This is a genomic window from Streptomyces sp. NBC_00316 (assembly GCF_036158715.1).
In the GTDB taxonomy this organism is placed as follows: Bacteria; Actinomycetota; Actinomycetes; order Streptomycetales; family Streptomycetaceae; genus Streptomyces.
In genome coordinates this window covers 7,684,068-7,700,869 of the sequence record NZ_CP108023.1, presented here as the reverse complement: position 1 = coordinate 7,700,869, position 16,802 = coordinate 7,684,068, and the positions used below count along the sequence as shown (strand labels likewise).

Genomic DNA, 16,802 nt, shown 5'->3' with positions numbered 1-16,802 from the left:
TGTCCCGCCCGATCGTCAGGGCTCGAAGCCGTACCCCATGCCCGGTTCCGTGATCAGGTATCGCGGATGGGAGGGGTCCGATTCGAGTTTCCGCCTCAGCTGGGCCATGTAGACCCGCAGATAATTGGTCTTGTTGCTGTACGACAGGCCCCAGACCTCCTGGAGCAGCTGCCGCTGTGTGATGAGCCGCCGCGGGTTGCTGATCAGGAACTCCAGCAGATGCCATTCTGTCGGAGTCAGCCGGATCTCGCGTCCTGCTCGGACGGCCTTCCTGGCGACCAGGTCCACGGTGAAGTCGGCAGTGGTGACCGTGTCCGGCTCGCCGAAGTGGGGTACGGCTTCGGTCCGGCGGACGGCCGCCCGGAGCCGGGCCAGCAGTTCGTCCATGCTGAACGGCTTGGCGATGTAGTCGTCGGCGCCCGCGTCGAGCGCGACGATCATCTCCTCGGACCCGCGCCGGGCGGAGAGCACGATGATCGGTAAGCGCGTCCAGCGGCGCACGCCCCTGATCACTTCGAATCCGTCGATGTCGGGCAGACCCAGATCGAGCAGCATCACGTCCGGCCGCCGTTCGGCGGCGAGCCCGAGGGCGGTCCTCCCGTCGGGTGCGGTGTCGACCTCGTACGCACGCGCCTGCATGTTGATCACGAGAGCCCGTACGAGCTGGGGGTCGTCCACCGCCACCAGTACGCGTGTCATCGGCGGCCGGCCGCGGCGCCGGCCGACGAGTATGCAGGCCGGGCTGCGGGCCCTGCCATGGATTCCTCCTCGATGAGCCTGGAGAGTCATGGACCCCGGTGCGGGAGGCGGGCCGGGGCATGACTGCGACGCTATGCCCGGTGACCTGGGCGTCCGCCCTCCCTTGACGCGATACTGACGGCCATCGGGGGCCCACTGACGCGATACTGACGCGCCTGGCGTACTCCTGACCGGCGGTGGCGGTCGCCCCCGGCCGTCGGACGGGTGACGATGTGCTGGATACTCGCTGCTCGTCGTACGGCCGATCGGCAGGAAGAGCACACATGACTGGCATGCACGAGCCCGATCCGGTCGGATCCGGACCGGGACAGGTCACGCTGCGGGAACGGATCGGGTGGCGGGCCTGGCTGCTGGAGGGGCTGAGCGAACAGACGGCACGGCACCCGGGGCCGCACGGCGCACCGAGCCCCGAGCACAAGGGGCACTCCTGGTGGCGGGTCATGTGCCTCACCGGTGTGGACTACTTCTCCACCCTCGGCTATCAGCCGGGCATCGCCGCACTGGCAGCCGGGCTGCTCTCGCCGCTGGCCACGCTGGTGCTGATCGCGCTGACGCTGCTGGGCGCGCTGCCCGTCTACCGCAGGGTGGCCAGGGAGAGCCCACACGGCGAGGGTTCGATCGCCATGCTGGAGCGCCTGCTGCCCTGGTGGGCGGGGAAGCTCTTCGTGCTGGTGCTCCTCGGGTTCGCCGCCACCGACTTCATGATCACCATCACGCTGTCGGCGGCCGACGCCTCCGCACATGTCGTGGAGAACCCCTTCGCCCCGGCCTGGCTGCACGGCGAGAACGTCTGGATCACCCTGGTCCTGGTCGCCGCCCTCGCCGCGGTCTTCCTCAAGGGCTTCCGGGAGGCGATCGGCATCGCGGTGACGCTCGTCGCGACGTACCTGCTCCTCAACGTCGTCGTGCTGGCCGTCTCCGCCTGGCAGGTCCTCACCCATCCGGTCAGGATCGGCGACTGGACGGACGCCATGACCCTCGAGCACTCCTCACCGCTCGCCATGGTCGGTGTCGCGCTGCTCGTCTTCCCGAAACTCGCGCTGGGCATGTCCGGATTCGAGACCGGCGTGGCCGTGATGCCCCAGGTGGCCGGGGACCCGACGGACACCTACGGGAATCCCGCGGGCCGGATCCGCGGCACCCGCAAGCTGCTGACCACGGCAGCCCTGATCATGAGCTGCTTCCTGCTGCTGTCCAGCCTCGCCACCACGATCCTGATCCCGCAGGGCGAGTTCAAGAGCGGCGGGCAGGCCAACGGCCGCGCGCTGGCGTACCTCGCGCACGAGTACCTCGGCGAGGCCTTCGGCACCGTGTACGACGTCTCGACGATCGCCATCCTCTGGTTCGCCGGTGCCTCGGCGCTCGCCGGACTGCTGAACCTCGTACCGCGCTATCTGCCGCGCTACGGGATGGCACCCGAGTGGACCCGGGCGGTGCGGCCGCTGGTGCTGGTGTTCGCGGCGATCGCGGTGTCCATCACCGTGTGGTTCAACGCCGATGTGGACGGCCAGAGCGGCGCCTACGCCACGGGCGTGCTGGTCCTCATGCTGTCGGCGTCCTTCGCGTCGACGGTCGCCGTGCACCGCCGCGGCCACCGGTGGGCCGCCGTCGGCTTCGGTGCGATCACCGCCGTCTTCGCGTACACCCTGGTCACCAATGTGGTCGAACGGCCCGACGGCATCAAGATCGCCTCGTTGTTCATCATCGCCATCCTGCTGACGTCGTCCGCCTCCCGGGTGCACCGCGCCTTCGAACTGCGTGCGGCTGCGGTGACGTTCGACGAGAACGCCCTGCGGCTGATCGACGAGGCGGCGGCGGCCGGGCCGCTGCGGATCATCGCCAACGAACCGCAGGAACACAGCACCGTCGCCTACCGCGCGAAGGAGTACAGCCAGCGCGAGACGACCCACATCCCCGACGGACGCCCCGTGCTCTTCCTGGAGGTCTTCATCCAGGATTCCTCGGACTTCACCGCCGCGGTGACCGTCCACGGCGACGAGAAGCACGGCGTACGCAGGCTGCGCATGGAGAGCGCGGTGGTACCGAACACCATTGCGGCGGTACTGATGGAGCTGCGCAACCGCACCGGGGAGGTGCCGCACGCCTACTTCAACTGGACCGAGGGCCACCCGGTCAGCCATCTTCTGCGCTTCCTCGTATTCGGCGAGGGCGAGGTCGCACCGGTCACCCGGGAGGTACTGCGCCGGGCGGAACCCGACCCGGCGCGCCGGCCCCGCATCCACGTCGGCTGAACCGGTCGGTCCCGTGCCCCCGTCCGGCCGCCGCGGTCATCGTCGCGGCCGGACTCAGCCGGCCGGTGTCCGGCTCGCCGTGTCCAGTGCGGCGCCGGCCTGGTCGGCCAGGGTCACCGCGACCAGCCGGGACTGCAGGGCCGGTGCGGTTCCCGGCGCGGGATCGAGCATGAACCTGCCGAGGTAGTGGCCCTGCCCACTGACCCGGAGCTCGATCTCACCCTCCGGCCAGCCGTCGCGCTCGACGTCCCAGCGCCTGCGTCCGACGGACACACTGCCGTCCTGCTCCAGCCGCGGTGGCCGGCCCAGCAGGGTTCCGTACTCGAAGCGGCAGCCCCGCAGCTGCAGCAGCTCCGCGAGTTCGTCCCGCACATGGGCGACGACCGCGTCGGCGGAGGTCGTCGCCTGCGCCAGCTCGGCGGTGTCATGGATCCGGGCGAGATGGCCCGCATCCGTCACGGTGATCACCTGGAGCCGCCTGACCCGGACTGCCAGTTGCGAGACGATCAGACCGACGGCCAGGAGGAGCACAGCCGTTCCGATGTCGTCGTCGCCGGTGATGGTGAACTGCTGATACGGCGGGGTCAGGAAGAAGTCGAACCACGCAGCGGCGGACAGCGCGGCCACCGCGCCCGCGATGCGGCTGCCGAACGCGGCAACCGCGACGACGACCACCACGAGGATCAGGGCCGCATTGGCGTTCGACAGGTCCGAGCGGAACGGCACCAGCACCAGGGCGACCAGCAGCGGCGCCACCAGCGCAGCGGCGAGCGCGAGCCGGTTCCGGAGCGATTGACTGCTCATGCGGCACCTCCTGCGTCCAGTCTGTCTCCCCTTCGCCCCGGCGGCGAACGGCGTTGACACGGCCCTGACGCGTTCGTCACCCGTTTTGATGTGGCACTGACAGCCGGGCGGCGCCCCCGGCCCGTACGCGGATGCGCTCGACGACCCTCGCAGGCATTCCGGCCCTTCGTCGCACATCGTATGAATCCGGTCACACGATGCCACTGCTCATGACCTCACGCTCCGCGTCCGCAGCGGGGCGCCGGTGCGCTTCGGCTCGTCCCGAGGGCCGACACCGCTGATGATGAGAGTGAGGGCATGACGCGCATGGACGTAGCCCGACGGTTCACTCCGGACATGGGAGGTGACATGGACGTCGACACCACGATGGGCGACGAGGTCTACCAGCCGGACGGCTCGGAGGTCCAGGACGATGCAGGCCTGCTCGATGCGGCCGACACCCTCGACGACCGGGCCGGCGCAGACCCGTTCGACACGGGCTATTCGCCCCCGGAGCGGCCGTGGGGCGTGGAACACCACGGTGTCACGGCGGCCGAGCAGCACGAAGGGGAAAGCCTCGACCAGCGCCTCAGCGAGGAGGAGCCGGAGCTGCCCGTCCCCGACGGAGACGAGATCGGCGATGTGCTGGACACCGACGGCGAGGTGCGTGACGACGAGGTCGGGGGCCTGCGGGCCGGACGGCTCGTCGCGCCCGACGAGGGCGCGCACGAGGACGACGAGAAGGACATGATCGCCTTCGACATCGGCATCGACGGCGCCGCGGCCTCCGCCGAGGAGGCGGCGATGCACGTGGTTCCCGCCCCCGAAGGTCTGTAGGCCCCCACCGCACCACCGAGCGCGCTCCACCGCCGGCGCGGGCCGCTGACGTCCGCCCCCGAACCGGCCGCACCCCCTGCCACCCGCCTCACGGTGGGTCAGGAACGGGACCGCCACGGATTGCCGAACCCCTGCGCCACGTTCTCACCATGACGGAATTCGTACTGATCGCAGGCGCATGGCCCGGGTCCTCGGCATGGCACGAGGTCGTGCCGGAGCTGCGGGCGGCCGGGCACGGCGCGCACCCGTTGACGCTGTCCGGCCTCGCCGAGAAGCGGCATGTGCCGGCCGGACAGCAGACCCGTGTACAGGACATCGTCGACGAGATCGAGCACCTCGATCTGCGCGATGTCGTCCTGGTCGGTCACAGCTGTTCGGGCATCCCGGTCGGCCAGGCGGCGGATCGGCGACCGGTTGGCCCGTGTGGTGTTCGTCGGCTCCACCGTTCCGGCCGACGGCGAGTCGTTCGTGTCGGGCTGGGCGGACGGCCGCGCGATGGTGGAGGCGTCGATCGCGGCGAACGGGGGCTTCTGGCCGCCCCTGACTACGCCGGCCAGGGGCTCACGGATGAGCAGGTCGCGCGCATCGTGGGCGGCTCGACGCCGCACCCGGTCGGCGGTGGACGCCGGGCTCAGGCCAGTCTCAAGTCGATGAAGCGGACGCTGTCGCCCGGCAGAAGGTATCGCTCCACTTCGACGAATCCCTGCGCCTGCGCGAACCGCAGCCCGTCCGGATTGGACTCCAGGACCACCGTCTCGATGACGTCGGCGCCGAGCTCTCGCGCCTGCGCCAGCCCGCGTGCGTAGAGTGCCCGGCCGATTCCCTGTCTCCGGTGGGCCGGGAGCACCCTGGCGATCACCGTGGCCACCGATGCTTCGCGCGTGGGCGGACGCAGGGTCGAGCAGCCCACAAGGACGTCGCCCAGATACGCGACCTCCAGCCGGTTGCGTTCGACGCGCTCGCGTACCTCGTCGAGGGAGAGCACGGCTGTGGCGATGATCGTGTTGTGGACGTACTGCCAGTCGCGCAGCAGGACATCGCCGTCCACCTGCTCGATACGAAGATCAGTCATCGCAGCAGGAAACCGCGCTCCTTGTGGAACGTCAACCGCGAACGGTCTCCCGGCACGTCATGCCGTCGGCCGGTCCGGCCACTGCGCCGCTGCGAGAGCGAGGAGTTCGGCCCGGCTGATCGGATCGGTCGTCGTCGCCGGGACGGTGCAGGCGTGGGCCCCGGCAATCGCACCGTACAGGCCGCACCGCTGCGGCGGCTCGCCGGCCAGACGGCCGAAGAGATAGCCCGCCGCAAACGCGTCGCCGGCCCCGTTGGAGTCCACCACCGGCGCCGGGGGCGTGACCGCCGGAATGCGGGTCAGCTCGCCCCCGATCAGCTGATGAGCGCCCTCGGCTCCCGCTGTGACAACAACCGCTTCGGCCCGGCCCCGTTCGGCGATCTGCCGCATGGTCTTCTCCGGGTCGGCGAGGGCCGCGGCCGACAGGAAGACCACGTCGGCCTCGTAGGCGAAGGCCTCGTGGTACGTGTTGACGCCGTCCCAGTCGTGCAGGTCGGTGGAGATGCTCACGCCTGCCTCACGCAGCGTGGGCAGGGCGTGGGCGCAGGGGTAGGTGATGGAGACATGCGCGTGGCGGCTGACCGACGCCAGGGCGCCCACCGTTTCCGGGGGCAGCCGGTCCGCTTCCTGCGAGCGGCTGTTGTCGTACAGCGACAGGCGCCGCCCGTCGGGGCCGACGAGGTTCACCGCGCGCTTGGTGCCGGCGGGCTGCGGAATGTCGGTGAGCGGAATGCCCCGGTCGCGGTGGAGCGCGCGGACCAGGCTGCCCGCGTGATCGTCGCCGATCATGTCGATGTGATGGGTGCGCAGACCCAGTGCGTGCACGCCGAGCGCCACGAAGTCGCCGGTCTGTCCCGCCCGTGTTTCGATGGCAGGCACCATGTGGCTGTCGGCGTACGGGAGCGGCAACTGCGGGACGTACACCAGCGTGTCCACACCGGCACCCCCCAGGACGAGGATGTCGGTCTCGATGCTCAACGGCTCTCCTGAAGGTGAGGAAGTCCGGGCAGCGTAACGGGTGCTGCGCCACGGCGAAGAGTACGGACCCGGTCACGGCATGACGGCCCCGTCCCCTTGCCGTCGGCCGGGGCCTCTGCTTGACTCCGCGCGCCGGGCCACCAACTCACGGGCGGAGAAAGCCATATGGAGATCACCCGCAGACGTCTGCTGGCCGCTCTGTCGGCCGCCGGTCTCCTTTCGGTACTCCCCGCCCAGCCGGCGACCGCCGCCGACGTCGCCGCGGACAGCGCCCGCCTGCTGGCCAACACCGTCGCCGTCCTCGCCGGTACCGCCGAGTCCAACTCCCGCCCCGAGACGGCCGCCAAGCTCGCCGCCGTGGAGAAGGCGGCACGGTCGCATCTCGCGTCGATGGACGCCGCGGTCGAGGGCGAGCTGTTCGCCGGTCTGAAACTCGGCACGAGCGACACCGGCCTCAACACCGCCTTCCAGCGGCTCTACGAGATCGCCCTCGCCACCCGCACACCACCGGGCGGGACCGCCTCCGACCTCTACCGGAACACCGCCGTACAGCGCCGCGTGCTCGACGGCCTCGGATGGCTGCACGACCACTACTACGGCGACCAGTCCGCGGGTTACTACGGCAACTGGTTCTACTGGGAGATCGGCCTCTCCCAGCACATCAGCAGGACACTGGTCCTTCTCGCCGACGAAGTGCGGGCCTACCGCCCCGGCCTCGTGGACACGTTCGTGGCCTCCATGGACGCCTACCTCCGCAACGGCGTCGACGGCGACGTGAATCTCGATTCGCGCTTCCACACCGGCGCCAACCTCGCCGACATCACCACCAACCGCATCCTGCAGGGCGGGCTCCTCGGCGACGAAGCCCGTATCCGCAAGGCGCTCACCGACCAGCTGACGGTCTTCGCCACCATCGACCCGTACCACCTCGCCCACGGCGTCACGGACGGCTACTACGCGGACGGGTCCTTCATCCAGCACGCATCCGTCGCCTACACGGGCTCGTACGGAAAGGGCCTCCTGACCCGCGTGGTACAGACCCTGAAGATCACGGACGGCACGGGATTCGCGTACGGCGAGGAGCTCGTACCGGCCGTGCGGAGCTGGGTGCAGAACGGCTTCGCCCCGCTGATCTTCGAGGGCTGGATGATGGAGATCGTCAAGGGGCGGGCGGTGTCACGTCCGGACAGCGGCTACACCGATGTCGGTGTGGTCGTCGAGGCCGTCGTCGATCTGTCCTCGCTGGCGAGCGGCGACGACGCCATGGCCCTCAAGAGCTATGTCAAGTACGTCGGTTCGACGTCGCGCGGCACGCTCGATCCGGGGCGCTTCGTCTCCCCGGTCAGCGTCGTGCGGTACGCCGACATCATCGGCGACGCCTCCGTACCGGCCGAGGATCTCAATGCCGCCTCGCGCAGCGTCGCCTTCAACGCCATGGACCGGCACGTGCACCGCAGGCCCGGTTTCGCCTTCGCGCTCGCCCGCAGCTCGGACCGGATCAGCAAGTACGAGTACATGAGCGGCGAGAACCTCATGCCGTGGTTCCAGGGCGACGGGGCGTACTACCTCTATCTCTCCGGTCAGGACCAGTCGCAGGCGTACGGCATCGACTACTTCACCACGGTCTCGCCGTACGGTCTCGCCGGTGTCACCGCTCCGGTGGAGGAGCGTCGGACCGTCCCCGAGCTGTACGGGACGCCGTACTACGACAACCCCGGGCATCCGCTGAACTTCACCTCGTCGTCGGAGTCCCAGAACACGTACGTCTACTTCCCCCGTGGCACCGATCCCCACTCCGGCGGCGCCGTACTCGGCGCGTACGCCGCGGCCGCGATGGTGCAGTCCAGCGACGTCGGCGTGCGCGACAGACATCTGCTGCCGGACGACTTCGTGGTCTACCGCAATGCGACGGCCACGAAGTCGTGGTTCCTGCTGGACGAGGAGATCGTGGTGCTGGCCGCAGGTGTCGGTGACCCTGCCGGGCGCGCCGTGACCACGACCGTCGACGCCCGCACCGCCTTGCCCGGCGACCGGATCTCGCTCACCGGGATGCTGTGCGACGGCCGCCCCTGGACCGGCGCGGGCACCGGTGACCTGCGCTGGCTGCGGTACGCCAACGCCATGCAGCGCACCGCTGTCGGCTATGTCTTCCTCGACACCCCGAAGGTGCGGGTCTCCCTGGACGAGGTCGTCCGCAGCCGCCGGGCCGTCCGCACGTCGAACCCGGACACCACCGTCACCCGTACCGTCGTCGGCGTGACGGTCGACCGGGCGCCCGGGGCCGAACCCGTGCGGCTGGCCTACGCGCTGGTGCCGAACGCGACCGAGGCACAGCTGGGGCCGTACGCGAAAGGACCGCTCAGGGTCCTGGCCAACTCGACGCGCCTGCAGGCCGTTTCCCATGCCGGCCTCGGTCTGACGGCAGCCAACACGTTCGCCCCCGGCCACCACGAGGCCGCAGGCCTGCGCATCGACGGAGCGGCCTCGGTGATCGTGCAGCGCCACGGGCACCGGGGCCCGACCACCGTCGCCGTCTCCGACCCGACCATGGGCCGGGACACGGTCGCTGTCGTGATCCACGGACGGTCGCTGCGGAAGGTCTCGTCGGACGACGGGGTGCGCGTGAGCCCGGTCCACGGCGGGACCCGGCTCGACTTCGACACCCGTCACGGGTACGGACGCAGCTTCACGGTCACCCTGCAGGGCTGAACCGCACCGCTGTCGGTGGCCGTGAACCGGTGGCGTCACGTCAGGTCCGACGACGCCCGCCGCCGTCCTGTCGCACCCGCCCGGCGTGGGGTGAGGCCATCGATCCGTGCGGCGGGCCGGCTGCGGACACGGTGCCCCTCCCCTTCGGCCGTCCCATGCCGGCGCGGGGCCGTCCGCGCGGCGGGTACGGACGCGCAGCGGCTCCGTTACACGGCATCCGGGAGCCGTTCGATGGCAACCATGGCCGCATCGTCGCCCAGGCACCCGCCCGCGTGACGAAGGAGGTCGGCGCAGACGTACTTCAACAGGGCTTCCGGATCCTCCCGGGGCCGTGCCGCGACCCGCTCGGACAGGGGATAGAAACACCCTGACGCGTCGCGGGACTCGATCACGCCATCGGTGTACAGGAGCAGGACATCACCGATGTCGAAGTCGAACGTCTGCTCGGTGAAGGCGGGGGCGAGCAACTGCGCCAGCCCGAGCGGCGGAGCCTGCTCGTACACGTCGAGCGAGTGCACCCGGCCCGCACGGAGCAGCAGCGGCGGCGGATGGCCGCAGCTGACCAGCCGCACCTCGCGAGCGGCATCGGGAATGTCGAGCACGGCCGCAGTGACGAAGGCTTCCGCACTGAATGCGTCGTCGCCGCCTCCGGCCCCTTCCAGGGTGCCGTTACGGTCCACTGTGACCCCGTCCTCCAGGTGCCCCACCAGATCGGGCAGGTGTGCCTCCTTGTGCGCCAGGGCCCGGAACGCGCCCAGTACACCGGCGGCCTCACCGATCGCGTCGAGCCCCTTGCCGCGCGCATCGCCGACGATCACGCGGGTGCCGTCGGCCGTGCGGGCCAGCGCGTACAGATCACCGCCGAGCTGCGCCTCCGCCTCCGCGGCCAGGTAGAGCGAGGCGATGCGCAGCGGACCGCTGCGCCCGGGCAGGGGCTGCATCAGTACGTGCTGTGCCGCCTCGGCCACCGATCGGAGCTGCGTCATCTCCTTTTCGTGCTGTTCCCTCAGATGGGCAAAGACTGTGACGAACGCGGAGATCAGGCACAGCGCGATGATCTGGTAGGTGTGATTGAGGTCGTTGATGCTGGTGCGCGTGAAGGCCACCACGGACTGGGCGAGCACAGCGACCGCACCCACGAAGCCGGTCATCCGCGGGCCGGCGAACGACGACGTCACAGCGGGCGCGGCCACGAGAAACGGTCCCAGGTGGACGTCCGGAGGCGCGCTCACGTCCATCACGGTGACGGCGGCGATCAGAGCGAACGGCATGGCGACCAGAGCCTTCGGGTGCCGTCGGGTCGCGCAGAGCGAGCGCTGGAGCCGCTGCGATGTCATAGTTCCGGAATACCTCACACCCTCTGCGGCCGCCCTTCAGGCGCCCGCCGCCCGTGTGCCGCCCACCGGGCCTCGCAGCCGGTCCCTCATCGAGGCGACTGCTCGGTGCTTCACCTCACCGGATCCGCGCCGGCCGGCTCCGCACCGCCCCACGGGTCCGTGTGCGCCAGAACGTCGCGTACAGCATCCGTGGGCACGCCGGATCCGGCCCGGAGGGCCGCTCGCACTCTCGTGCCGCCGTCCACGAGCAGGTCCGTGCCGGTGACCCAGTCCGCCTCGTCGGAGACCAGCCACAGCACCGCCCGGGCCACGTCCTCCGGCTCGCCGATCCGGGCCAGCGGCAGGCTCCTGGCGATGCGCTCCTCGGACCGCTCCCACACGAACCGCGCCATCTCGGTGCGCACCAGCCCCGGCGACACCGCATTCACCCGCACACCGGGCGCCAGCTCACCCGCGAGCTGGCGGGTCAGGTGCAGCAGGGCGGCCTTGCTCGTGCCGTACGCGCCGACGTGCGGCCCCACGCCGTAGGTGCCCTCGGTGCAGACGTTGACGACCGCGCCTCCGTGCTCACGCATCCATGCCCGCCAGGCGAGCTGGGTCAGGCGCAGCGGCGCCTCCACGTTCACCGCAAAGGCGTCGCACCAGACCTCGGGGTCGGCGTCCATCAGCGGGCCGAACGGCGCATTGGTCGCGGCGTTGTTCACGAGGACGTCGAGCCGGCCGAACGTCCGCATCACGAGATCCGTGCACCGGGCCAGGTGCGCGGGATCAGCGACCGAGCCGGCGCAGCCGACCGCCGTGATGCCGGTGGCGGCGAGCCGTTCCACGGCCGCGGCCACTCCCCCGGGGTCCCGTGCGGTGATGCAGAGCCCCGCTCCCGCCTCGCCCAGGGTCTGCGCCGTGGCGAGGCCGATACCTCGGGACGCTCCGGTGACCAGGGCCGCCCTGCCGTCGAGTGCCGGTGATGACGTCATCCGCGTACGGTCTCATGACGGACCGTCAAAAACACTCCGCGCGCAGTCGTGAACTGCTGCGCCAGACCGTACCGTTCGGTCCCGCAGCCGGTCGCAGGTGGCCGCGGAAGGCGTCGCGCCGTCCGTACCCGTCAGGGGCGGGGGCCGAAATCTCTCCTGGGCCGGCATCGAAGGAGAGGCGGGGTCGGCGCTCGCCCGGGCGAGCCGAAGGAGTTGAGCGCCCACGGAACTGCGGGCGGGACACAGAGCCGGGCCGGGACGGGCCGATGGTGAGTTTCCGCCGGTCCCGGCGGCCTGAGGCCGGCTCGCCGGTGGGTCGAGGAGAGCGCCGCCGGCCACTGACCGGAGCGTCCGAGGACAGCGGGAGGTCCGCCGGCGCCCCGGCGGCAGAGCGCTCGCCCTCTGCCGCCGTTCCCAGCGGTGCGCTGTGGTGGTGCGTCAGCCGTGGTAGGTGATGTAGCCGTTGCGGTCGGGGTCGGAGCCGGCCCTGGTGTAGGCGTGGACGTCCGCCCGGCTGCCTGACGGCTTGTACAGGTAGATGGTGTCCTTGTCGTTGTTCCAGATGAAGTTGCAGTTCTGGCGGTAGGCGACGTTCTTGGCGTCGGATTCGGTGCCGTGGCCGCCGCGCAGCCTCACGTAGTCGCCGGGCTGCAGGTAGTGGTCGGCCGAGAAGGTGAAGCGGTTACCGACGGCGTCCTTGACGACGTAGCCCTTGAGATTGACGGTCGTCGTCGACGAGTAGTTCTTGATCGTCAGGTACTCCTCCTTGGTGTTCCCGGTGGAGCACTTGTTGGAGTCCGAGCCGGGCGCGTCGTACTGGACACCCTTGATCTTCAGCGCTGACGAGTACTCGGCCGCCTGTGCCGGGGCGGTGGCGACCACCGCGATGGTTCCGGCAGCGACGACAGTGGACACGGCATGGCGTATGCGCATCAGGTTTCCCCCCAATTGGTACGGATGGAGCGCCTGGAGCCTACACAGTCCGTGATGGTAAGATGTCCAAAACGTGATTAATACGTGAAGACGGCCGTGTGGGCATTGCCCGGTTCCACTCAAGTACGAGGCACGGCTGGTGAATTGGCGTCGGGATGCAGGGCGGTGCCGGCCTGCGGTGGCGGCAGCGGCCTCCCATCGCTCGGACCGCCACCGGCCCGTGGCTCGTCGACGGCAGGGCTCCGCCGCCGGCCCCCTCGGCGACGAGGTATGGGCGGCCTTCGGCCCGGAGGCTGCTCCGTGCCCGCCAGGTGAACCGCCCGCTGCGCGTCCGCCTCTCCCGTTCATGGGCATCGTGTGTGTGCTCCACATGGCCGATCAAATCTGGTCGGTTGCGGCCGGCACTCGCAGAGTTGCGTACAGAGCCCGGCCCGCAGCCCGGCGCCGTGGAGGACTGATCCATGCCCGACCGACTGGCCGTCGACCCGCGAGTGGCGCAGATGCGGCTCGCCGATCCCGACCACCTGTACGATCGCCCGTTTCCCTGGCTGGCGGCCGTCGCCGCCGCCTTCACCTTCCTCCAGTTGGTACTGGTGGTGCCCGGCTCGGGACTCGGGTGGGACGAGACCGTCTACGTCAGCCAGGTCAGCCGGGATGTCCCGGCAGCGTTCTTCAGTGCTCCCCGGGCCCGGGGGATTTCGTACCTGGTCGCGCCGGTGGCCACGCTGACCTCCTCCACGGCTGCGCTGCACGTGTATCTGGCGCTGTGTTCCGGATGCGGGCTCTTCCTCGCCTTGTGGGTCTGGCGTCGTCTCCTGCCATCCGCCGTTCTCGCCGGGGCGGGCGCGATGTTCGCCGGGCTGTGGATCACCCTGTACTACGGCCCGATGGCGATGCCCAATCTGTGGTGCGCCCTGGGGGCGCTGGCCGCCGTGGGCTGCTTCCTGCGAGCCGTCAGGGGGACGACCGACGGCAAGGCGCTCGTCGGCCTCGGCTGCGGTGTGGCCCTGGTCGCCCTCATGCGGCCACCGGACGCCTGTTACCTGGTCCTGCCTCTGATCGTGGCAGCCCTGGTGGTCCCGCGCTGGCGCCGTCCGGCCGTGCCGGCCGTGCTCGTGGCCGCCCTGCTCCTCGGCTCGGCCCCGTGGATCATCGAGGCGTACCTGCACTTCGGCGGCGTCGCCGCCCGGCTGCACCGTGCCAGCGAGATCCAGGGAGGCGTGGGCCGCCATTTCGCCGTCGACGATCAGATCCGAGCCCTGGACGGGCGGACTCTGTGCCGCCCGTGCGAGGTGCCCTGGAGACACCGGTCCACCGCGGCCTGGTGGTTCGCGCTGCCGCTGCTCACAGCGGGCGGCATCGTCGCCGCCCGCACGCGCCGCCCTGCCGCCGTCCTCGCGACCCTGGTCGCGGCGTCCATGGCGACGCCCTATCTGTTCATGATCGACTACGCCGCCCCCCGGTTCCTGCTTCCCACCTACGCCCTGCTGGCGCTTCCGGTCGCCGAGTGCCTGCGCGCCCTGTTTCTCGCTGCCCGCCCCGCATGGCGGCCGACGGCCGCCGTGCTGCTCGCGTTCGCCCTGGCCGGCCACTTCGCCATCCAGTACTGGACACTCGGCCATGTCGTCGGCCGCAGCCGCGTGGCACGGCAGGAGTACACGGCGATCGCCGACCAGCTGCACCTTCTGGGAGTTCGGCCACCGTGCGTGGTCACCGGTTACGACGCGGTACCGATCGGCTACTACGCCGGCTGCGCGTCCCGGCAGATCGGCGGCCACGACGGAAGCATCACCGCCGACGGTCTGCTGGCGGCAGCGCGCCGCACGCCGGTCGCGGTGATCGTGACTCCCGGGCACGGGGCACCCGCCTACGCCCGCGCCTGGCAGCAGGAATCCCTGCCACCGCTGCGCGGGGGCCCAGCCCTCACCGTCCACCTGGCACCCAGCGAACACATGGAGAGCACCGCAGCAAAAAGGCCGTCCCGGTGACACCTGGGCTGCGCCCCCGGCCGCACGGTCGGGGGGCCCGGGATAGCGGGAAGGCCCCGGGATCGGCCTCGGCCGGCGGGGCCGCCCTGCAACGACCCCGGACGGTCCTCTACCCCTCGGCGCGCAGTGCCTCCCACTGCTTTGCGGCGCCGTCCAGCAGCATCTCCAGGGCCGTGGGATAGGCACTGTCGAGCATGCGGGTCGCCAGGAGGGGCGCCGCCTCGGCGATCCGGGGGTGGGTGGTGCGCGGCAGGCGGGCGTACGTCGAGCGCCACATGTCCTCGTCGGCGCTGAGACTTTCGCGTGGCAGGGCCAGCGAGGCGGCGTCGAGCGCGGCGAAGGCCAGGGTCTGGTCGATGAAGGCCTGGTAGATCCGTACCGTGTCCGGCAGCGGGAACCCCGCCGTGCGGAGCACGTCGAGGATGGCCTCGTCGGCCGCCAGTTCATGGGCCCTGCCGGTGACCCGGTTCGCGGTCAGCAGCGCCGCGTGCGGATGCCCGACGTACACCGCGTGGATGCGCAACCCGAGGCCGCGCAGGTCCGACCGCCACTCCCCCGTGGGCCGCCAGCCCTGCAGGGCCTGCCCGATGAGAGCGTCGCCGATGGCGAGGGTCAGATCGTCCATGCCGCGGAAGTACCGGTAGAGGGTGCTGGGGTCGGCGTCCAGGGCCAGGCCGAGACGGCGGGCGGTGAGCCCCGCACTGCCGTGCTCGCGCAGCATCCGCAGGGCGGTCTCGAGAATCAGCTGCTCGGACAGCACGGTACCGCTCCTGGTGGGACGGCGGCGCCGCCGTTTCTCCTCGGGCACCACAGCTTTCGCCACCGCCGCCTCCTCGTGCACGCTTATGCCAACGCCATTGACCTTATCCGGCCACGCGGCGTTGGATCTCCCGGCAGGGGCGCCGCACCTCCGGTCCGCGCGGGCACGCCCCGTCTCCGCAGAGAGGAAGTCCGTGTCATGCGTGTTCTGCTTGTGGGAGCCGGCGGTGTGGGCACCGCGATCACCCGGATCGCGGCCCGGCGCTCGTTCTTCGACGTGATGGTCGTGGCCGACTACGACCTGAGCCGGGCCGAGGCGGCGGTCGCTGCCCTCACGGGCGCTGCGGGCCGCTTCCGCGCCGAGCACGTCGACGCGTCCGACGAGGCGGCGGTGACGGCGCTGCTGAAGCGGCACGGGTGCGACGTCCTGCTCAATGCCACCGACCCGCGGTTCGTGATGCCCCTCTTCCGGGCGGCGCTCGCGGCCGGCGCAACCTATCTCGACATGGCGATGTCCCTGTCGCGCCCGCACCCCGAGCGGCCGTACGAAGAGTGCGGGGTCATGCTCGGCGACACGCAGTTCGCGCAGGCCGCCGACTGGGAGAAAGCGGGCGCGCTGGCCCTCGTCGGCATGGGTGTGGAGCCGGGGCTGTCCGATGTCTTCGCGCGGTACGCGGCCGACGAACTCTTCGACGAGATCGAGGAGATCGGCATCCGCGACGGCGCGAACCTGACCGTCGACGGCTACGAGTTCGCCCCCTCCTTCAGCATCTGGACCACCATCGAGGAGTGCCTCAATCCGCCGGTCGTCTACGAGGCGGACCGCGGCTGGTTCACCACCGCGCCCTTCAGCGGGCCGGAGGTGTTCGACTTCCCCGAGGGCATCGGCCCGGTCGAGTGCGTGAACGTGGAGCACGAGGAGGTGCTGCTCGTCCCCCGTTGGATCGACGCACGGCGCGTCACCTTCAAATACGGCCTGGGCGAGGAGTTCATCCAGACCCTCAGGACGCTGCACCTCCTGGGCCTGGACCGCACGGACCCGGTGACCGTGCCGAGCGCTGCGGGCCCGGTGGAGGTGTCGCCCCGCGACGTCGTGGCCGCCTGTCTGCCGGACCCCGCGACGCTGGGCGAGCGCATGCACGGCAAGACCTGCGCGGGCACCTGGGTGCGCGGCACCAAGGACGGCGCGCCGCGCGAGGTCTACCTCTACCACGTGGTCGACAACCAGTGGTCGATGGCCGAGTACGGCTCCCAGGCGGTGGTGTGGCAGACAGCCGTCAACCCGGTCGTCGCCCTCGAACTCCTGGCCACGGGCGCGTGGACCGGCTCCGGGGTCCTCGGCCCGGAGGCCTTCCCCGCCCGCCCCTTCCTGGACCTGCTCAGCGCGTACGGCTCTCCGTGGGGCATGCGCGAGCAGTGAC

13 protein-coding genes and 1 pseudogene are annotated in these 16,802 nt (G+C 70.7%); 6 read left to right on the top strand and 8 right to left on the bottom strand.

Annotation, left to right across the window (positions count from 1 at the left end; genetic code table 11):
• Positions 1 to 15: 15 nt before the first annotated feature.
• Entirely contained in the window at positions 16 to 699 is a 684-nt protein-coding gene (locus tag OG878_RS34310) for a response regulator (protein ID WP_328890367.1), read from the bottom strand.
• Positions 700 to 1,022: 323 nt separating this feature from the next.
• Between OG878_RS34310 and OG878_RS34305 the strand changes: the two genes are divergently transcribed.
• On the top strand, positions 1,023 to 3,011 hold the full coding sequence (locus OG878_RS34305) for an amino acid transporter (RefSeq protein WP_443049194.1): 1,989 nt from the start codon (positions 1,023 to 1,025) through the stop codon (positions 3,009 to 3,011).
• A gap of 54 nt (positions 3,012 to 3,065) precedes the next feature.
• Here OG878_RS34305 and OG878_RS34300 read toward each other — a convergent pair whose 3' ends face one another.
• Positions 3,066 to 3,815 (bottom strand): DUF4118 domain-containing protein, encoded by a 750-nt coding sequence (locus tag OG878_RS34300; RefSeq protein WP_328890366.1) that lies wholly within the window; start codon positions 3,813 to 3,815, stop codon positions 3,066 to 3,068.
• Positions 3,816 to 4,163: 348 nt separating this feature from the next.
• Between OG878_RS34300 and OG878_RS34295 the strand changes: the two genes are divergently transcribed.
• Positions 4,164 to 4,631 carry a DUF5709 domain-containing protein gene (locus tag OG878_RS34295; protein WP_277324801.1) on the top strand — a complete coding sequence of 156 codons (468 nt, stop codon included), beginning with the start codon at positions 4,164 to 4,166 and terminating at the stop codon, positions 4,629 to 4,631.
• A gap of 149 nt (positions 4,632 to 4,780) precedes the next feature.
• Positions 4,781 to 5,242 (top strand): annotated as a pseudogene (locus OG878_RS34290) (alpha/beta fold hydrolase); the annotation flags it as partial.
• 20 nt (positions 5,243 to 5,262) lie between these two features.
• Here OG878_RS34290 and OG878_RS34285 read toward each other — a convergent pair.
• Together OG878_RS34285 and OG878_RS34280 are read right to left on the bottom strand one after the other, a co-directional pair.
• Positions 5,263 to 5,703, bottom strand: a complete 441-nt coding sequence (locus tag OG878_RS34285; protein ID WP_328890365.1) for a GNAT family N-acetyltransferase — start codon at positions 5,701 to 5,703, stop codon at positions 5,263 to 5,265.
• 57 nt (positions 5,704 to 5,760) lie between these two features.
• Positions 5,761 to 6,681, bottom strand: coding sequence for an adenosine kinase (locus tag OG878_RS34280; protein WP_328890364.1), 921 nt, complete (start codon positions 6,679 to 6,681; stop codon positions 5,761 to 5,763).
• Positions 6,682 to 6,846: 165 nt separating this feature from the next.
• Here OG878_RS34280 and OG878_RS34275 point away from each other — a divergent pair, with 165 nt between their 5' ends.
• On the top strand, positions 6,847 to 9,390 hold the full coding sequence (locus OG878_RS34275; RefSeq protein ID WP_328890363.1) for a polysaccharide lyase family 8 super-sandwich domain-containing protein: 2,544 nt from the start codon (positions 6,847 to 6,849) through the stop codon (positions 9,388 to 9,390).
• A 206-nt stretch (positions 9,391 to 9,596) separates the two neighbouring features.
• Here OG878_RS34275 and OG878_RS34270 read toward each other — a convergent pair whose 3' ends face one another.
• The 3 genes from OG878_RS34270 to OG878_RS34260 form a co-directional block, all read right to left on the bottom strand.
• Positions 9,597 to 10,727 carry a PP2C family protein-serine/threonine phosphatase gene (locus OG878_RS34270; protein ID WP_328890362.1) on the bottom strand — a complete coding sequence of 377 codons (1,131 nt, stop codon included), beginning with the start codon at positions 10,725 to 10,727 and terminating at the stop codon, positions 9,597 to 9,599.
• A 110-nt stretch (positions 10,728 to 10,837) separates the two neighbouring features.
• Entirely contained in the window at positions 10,838 to 11,701 is an 864-nt protein-coding gene (locus OG878_RS34265) for an SDR family oxidoreductase (RefSeq protein WP_328890361.1), read from the bottom strand.
• Between the two features lie 438 nt (positions 11,702 to 12,139).
• Positions 12,140 to 12,634 (bottom strand): lamin tail domain-containing protein, encoded by a 495-nt coding sequence (locus tag OG878_RS34260; protein WP_328890360.1) that lies wholly within the window; start codon positions 12,632 to 12,634, stop codon positions 12,140 to 12,142.
• Between the two features lie 461 nt (positions 12,635 to 13,095).
• On the opposite strand from OG878_RS34260, the gene OG878_RS34255 reads away from it, so the two are divergent.
• On the top strand, positions 13,096 to 14,622 hold the full coding sequence (locus OG878_RS34255; protein ID WP_328890359.1) for an ArnT family glycosyltransferase: 1,527 nt from the start codon (positions 13,096 to 13,098) through the stop codon (positions 14,620 to 14,622).
• Positions 14,623 to 14,731: 109 nt separating this feature from the next.
• On the opposite strand, the gene OG878_RS34250 is transcribed toward OG878_RS34255, so the two are convergent.
• Positions 14,732 to 15,445 carry a TetR/AcrR family transcriptional regulator gene (locus OG878_RS34250; RefSeq protein WP_328890358.1) on the bottom strand — a complete coding sequence of 238 codons (714 nt, stop codon included), beginning with the start codon at positions 15,443 to 15,445 and terminating at the stop codon, positions 14,732 to 14,734.
• Between the two features lie 135 nt (positions 15,446 to 15,580).
• On the opposite strand from OG878_RS34250, the gene OG878_RS34245 reads away from it, so the two are divergent.
• A complete protein-coding gene (locus OG878_RS34245) occupies positions 15,581 to 16,801 on the top strand; it encodes a saccharopine dehydrogenase family protein (protein ID WP_328890357.1) in 1,221 nt (406 codons plus the stop codon).
• Position 16,802 lies beyond the last annotated feature (1 nt).

Coding starts and splice junctions, on each gene's coding strand:
- OG878_RS34310 (WP_328890367.1), bottom strand. CDS start 699: ATGACACGCGTACTGGTGGCGGTGGACGACCCCCAGCTCGTACGGGCT.
- OG878_RS34275 (WP_328890363.1), top strand. CDS start 6,847: ATGGAGATCACCCGCAGACGTCTGCTGGCCGCTCTGTCGGCCGCCGGT.
- OG878_RS34260 (WP_328890360.1), bottom strand. CDS start 12,634: ATGCGCATACGCCATGCCGTGTCCACTGTCGTCGCTGCCGGAACCATC.
- OG878_RS34265 (WP_328890361.1), bottom strand. CDS start 11,701: ATGACGTCATCACCGGCACTCGACGGCAGGGCGGCCCTGGTCACCGGA.
- OG878_RS34295 (WP_277324801.1), top strand. CDS start 4,164: ATGGACGTCGACACCACGATGGGCGACGAGGTCTACCAGCCGGACGGC.
- OG878_RS34255 (WP_328890359.1), top strand. CDS start 13,096: ATGCCCGACCGACTGGCCGTCGACCCGCGAGTGGCGCAGATGCGGCTC.
- OG878_RS34285 (WP_328890365.1), bottom strand. CDS start 5,703: ATGACTGATCTTCGTATCGAGCAGGTGGACGGCGATGTCCTGCTGCGC.
- OG878_RS34305 (WP_443049194.1), top strand. CDS start 1,023: ATGACTGGCATGCACGAGCCCGATCCGGTCGGATCCGGACCGGGACAG.
- OG878_RS34245 (WP_328890357.1), top strand. CDS start 15,581: ATGCGTGTTCTGCTTGTGGGAGCCGGCGGTGTGGGCACCGCGATCACC.
- OG878_RS34270 (WP_328890362.1), bottom strand. CDS start 10,727: ATGACATCGCAGCGGCTCCAGCGCTCGCTCTGCGCGACCCGACGGCAC.
- OG878_RS34300 (WP_328890366.1), bottom strand. CDS start 3,815: ATGAGCAGTCAATCGCTCCGGAACCGGCTCGCGCTCGCCGCTGCGCTG.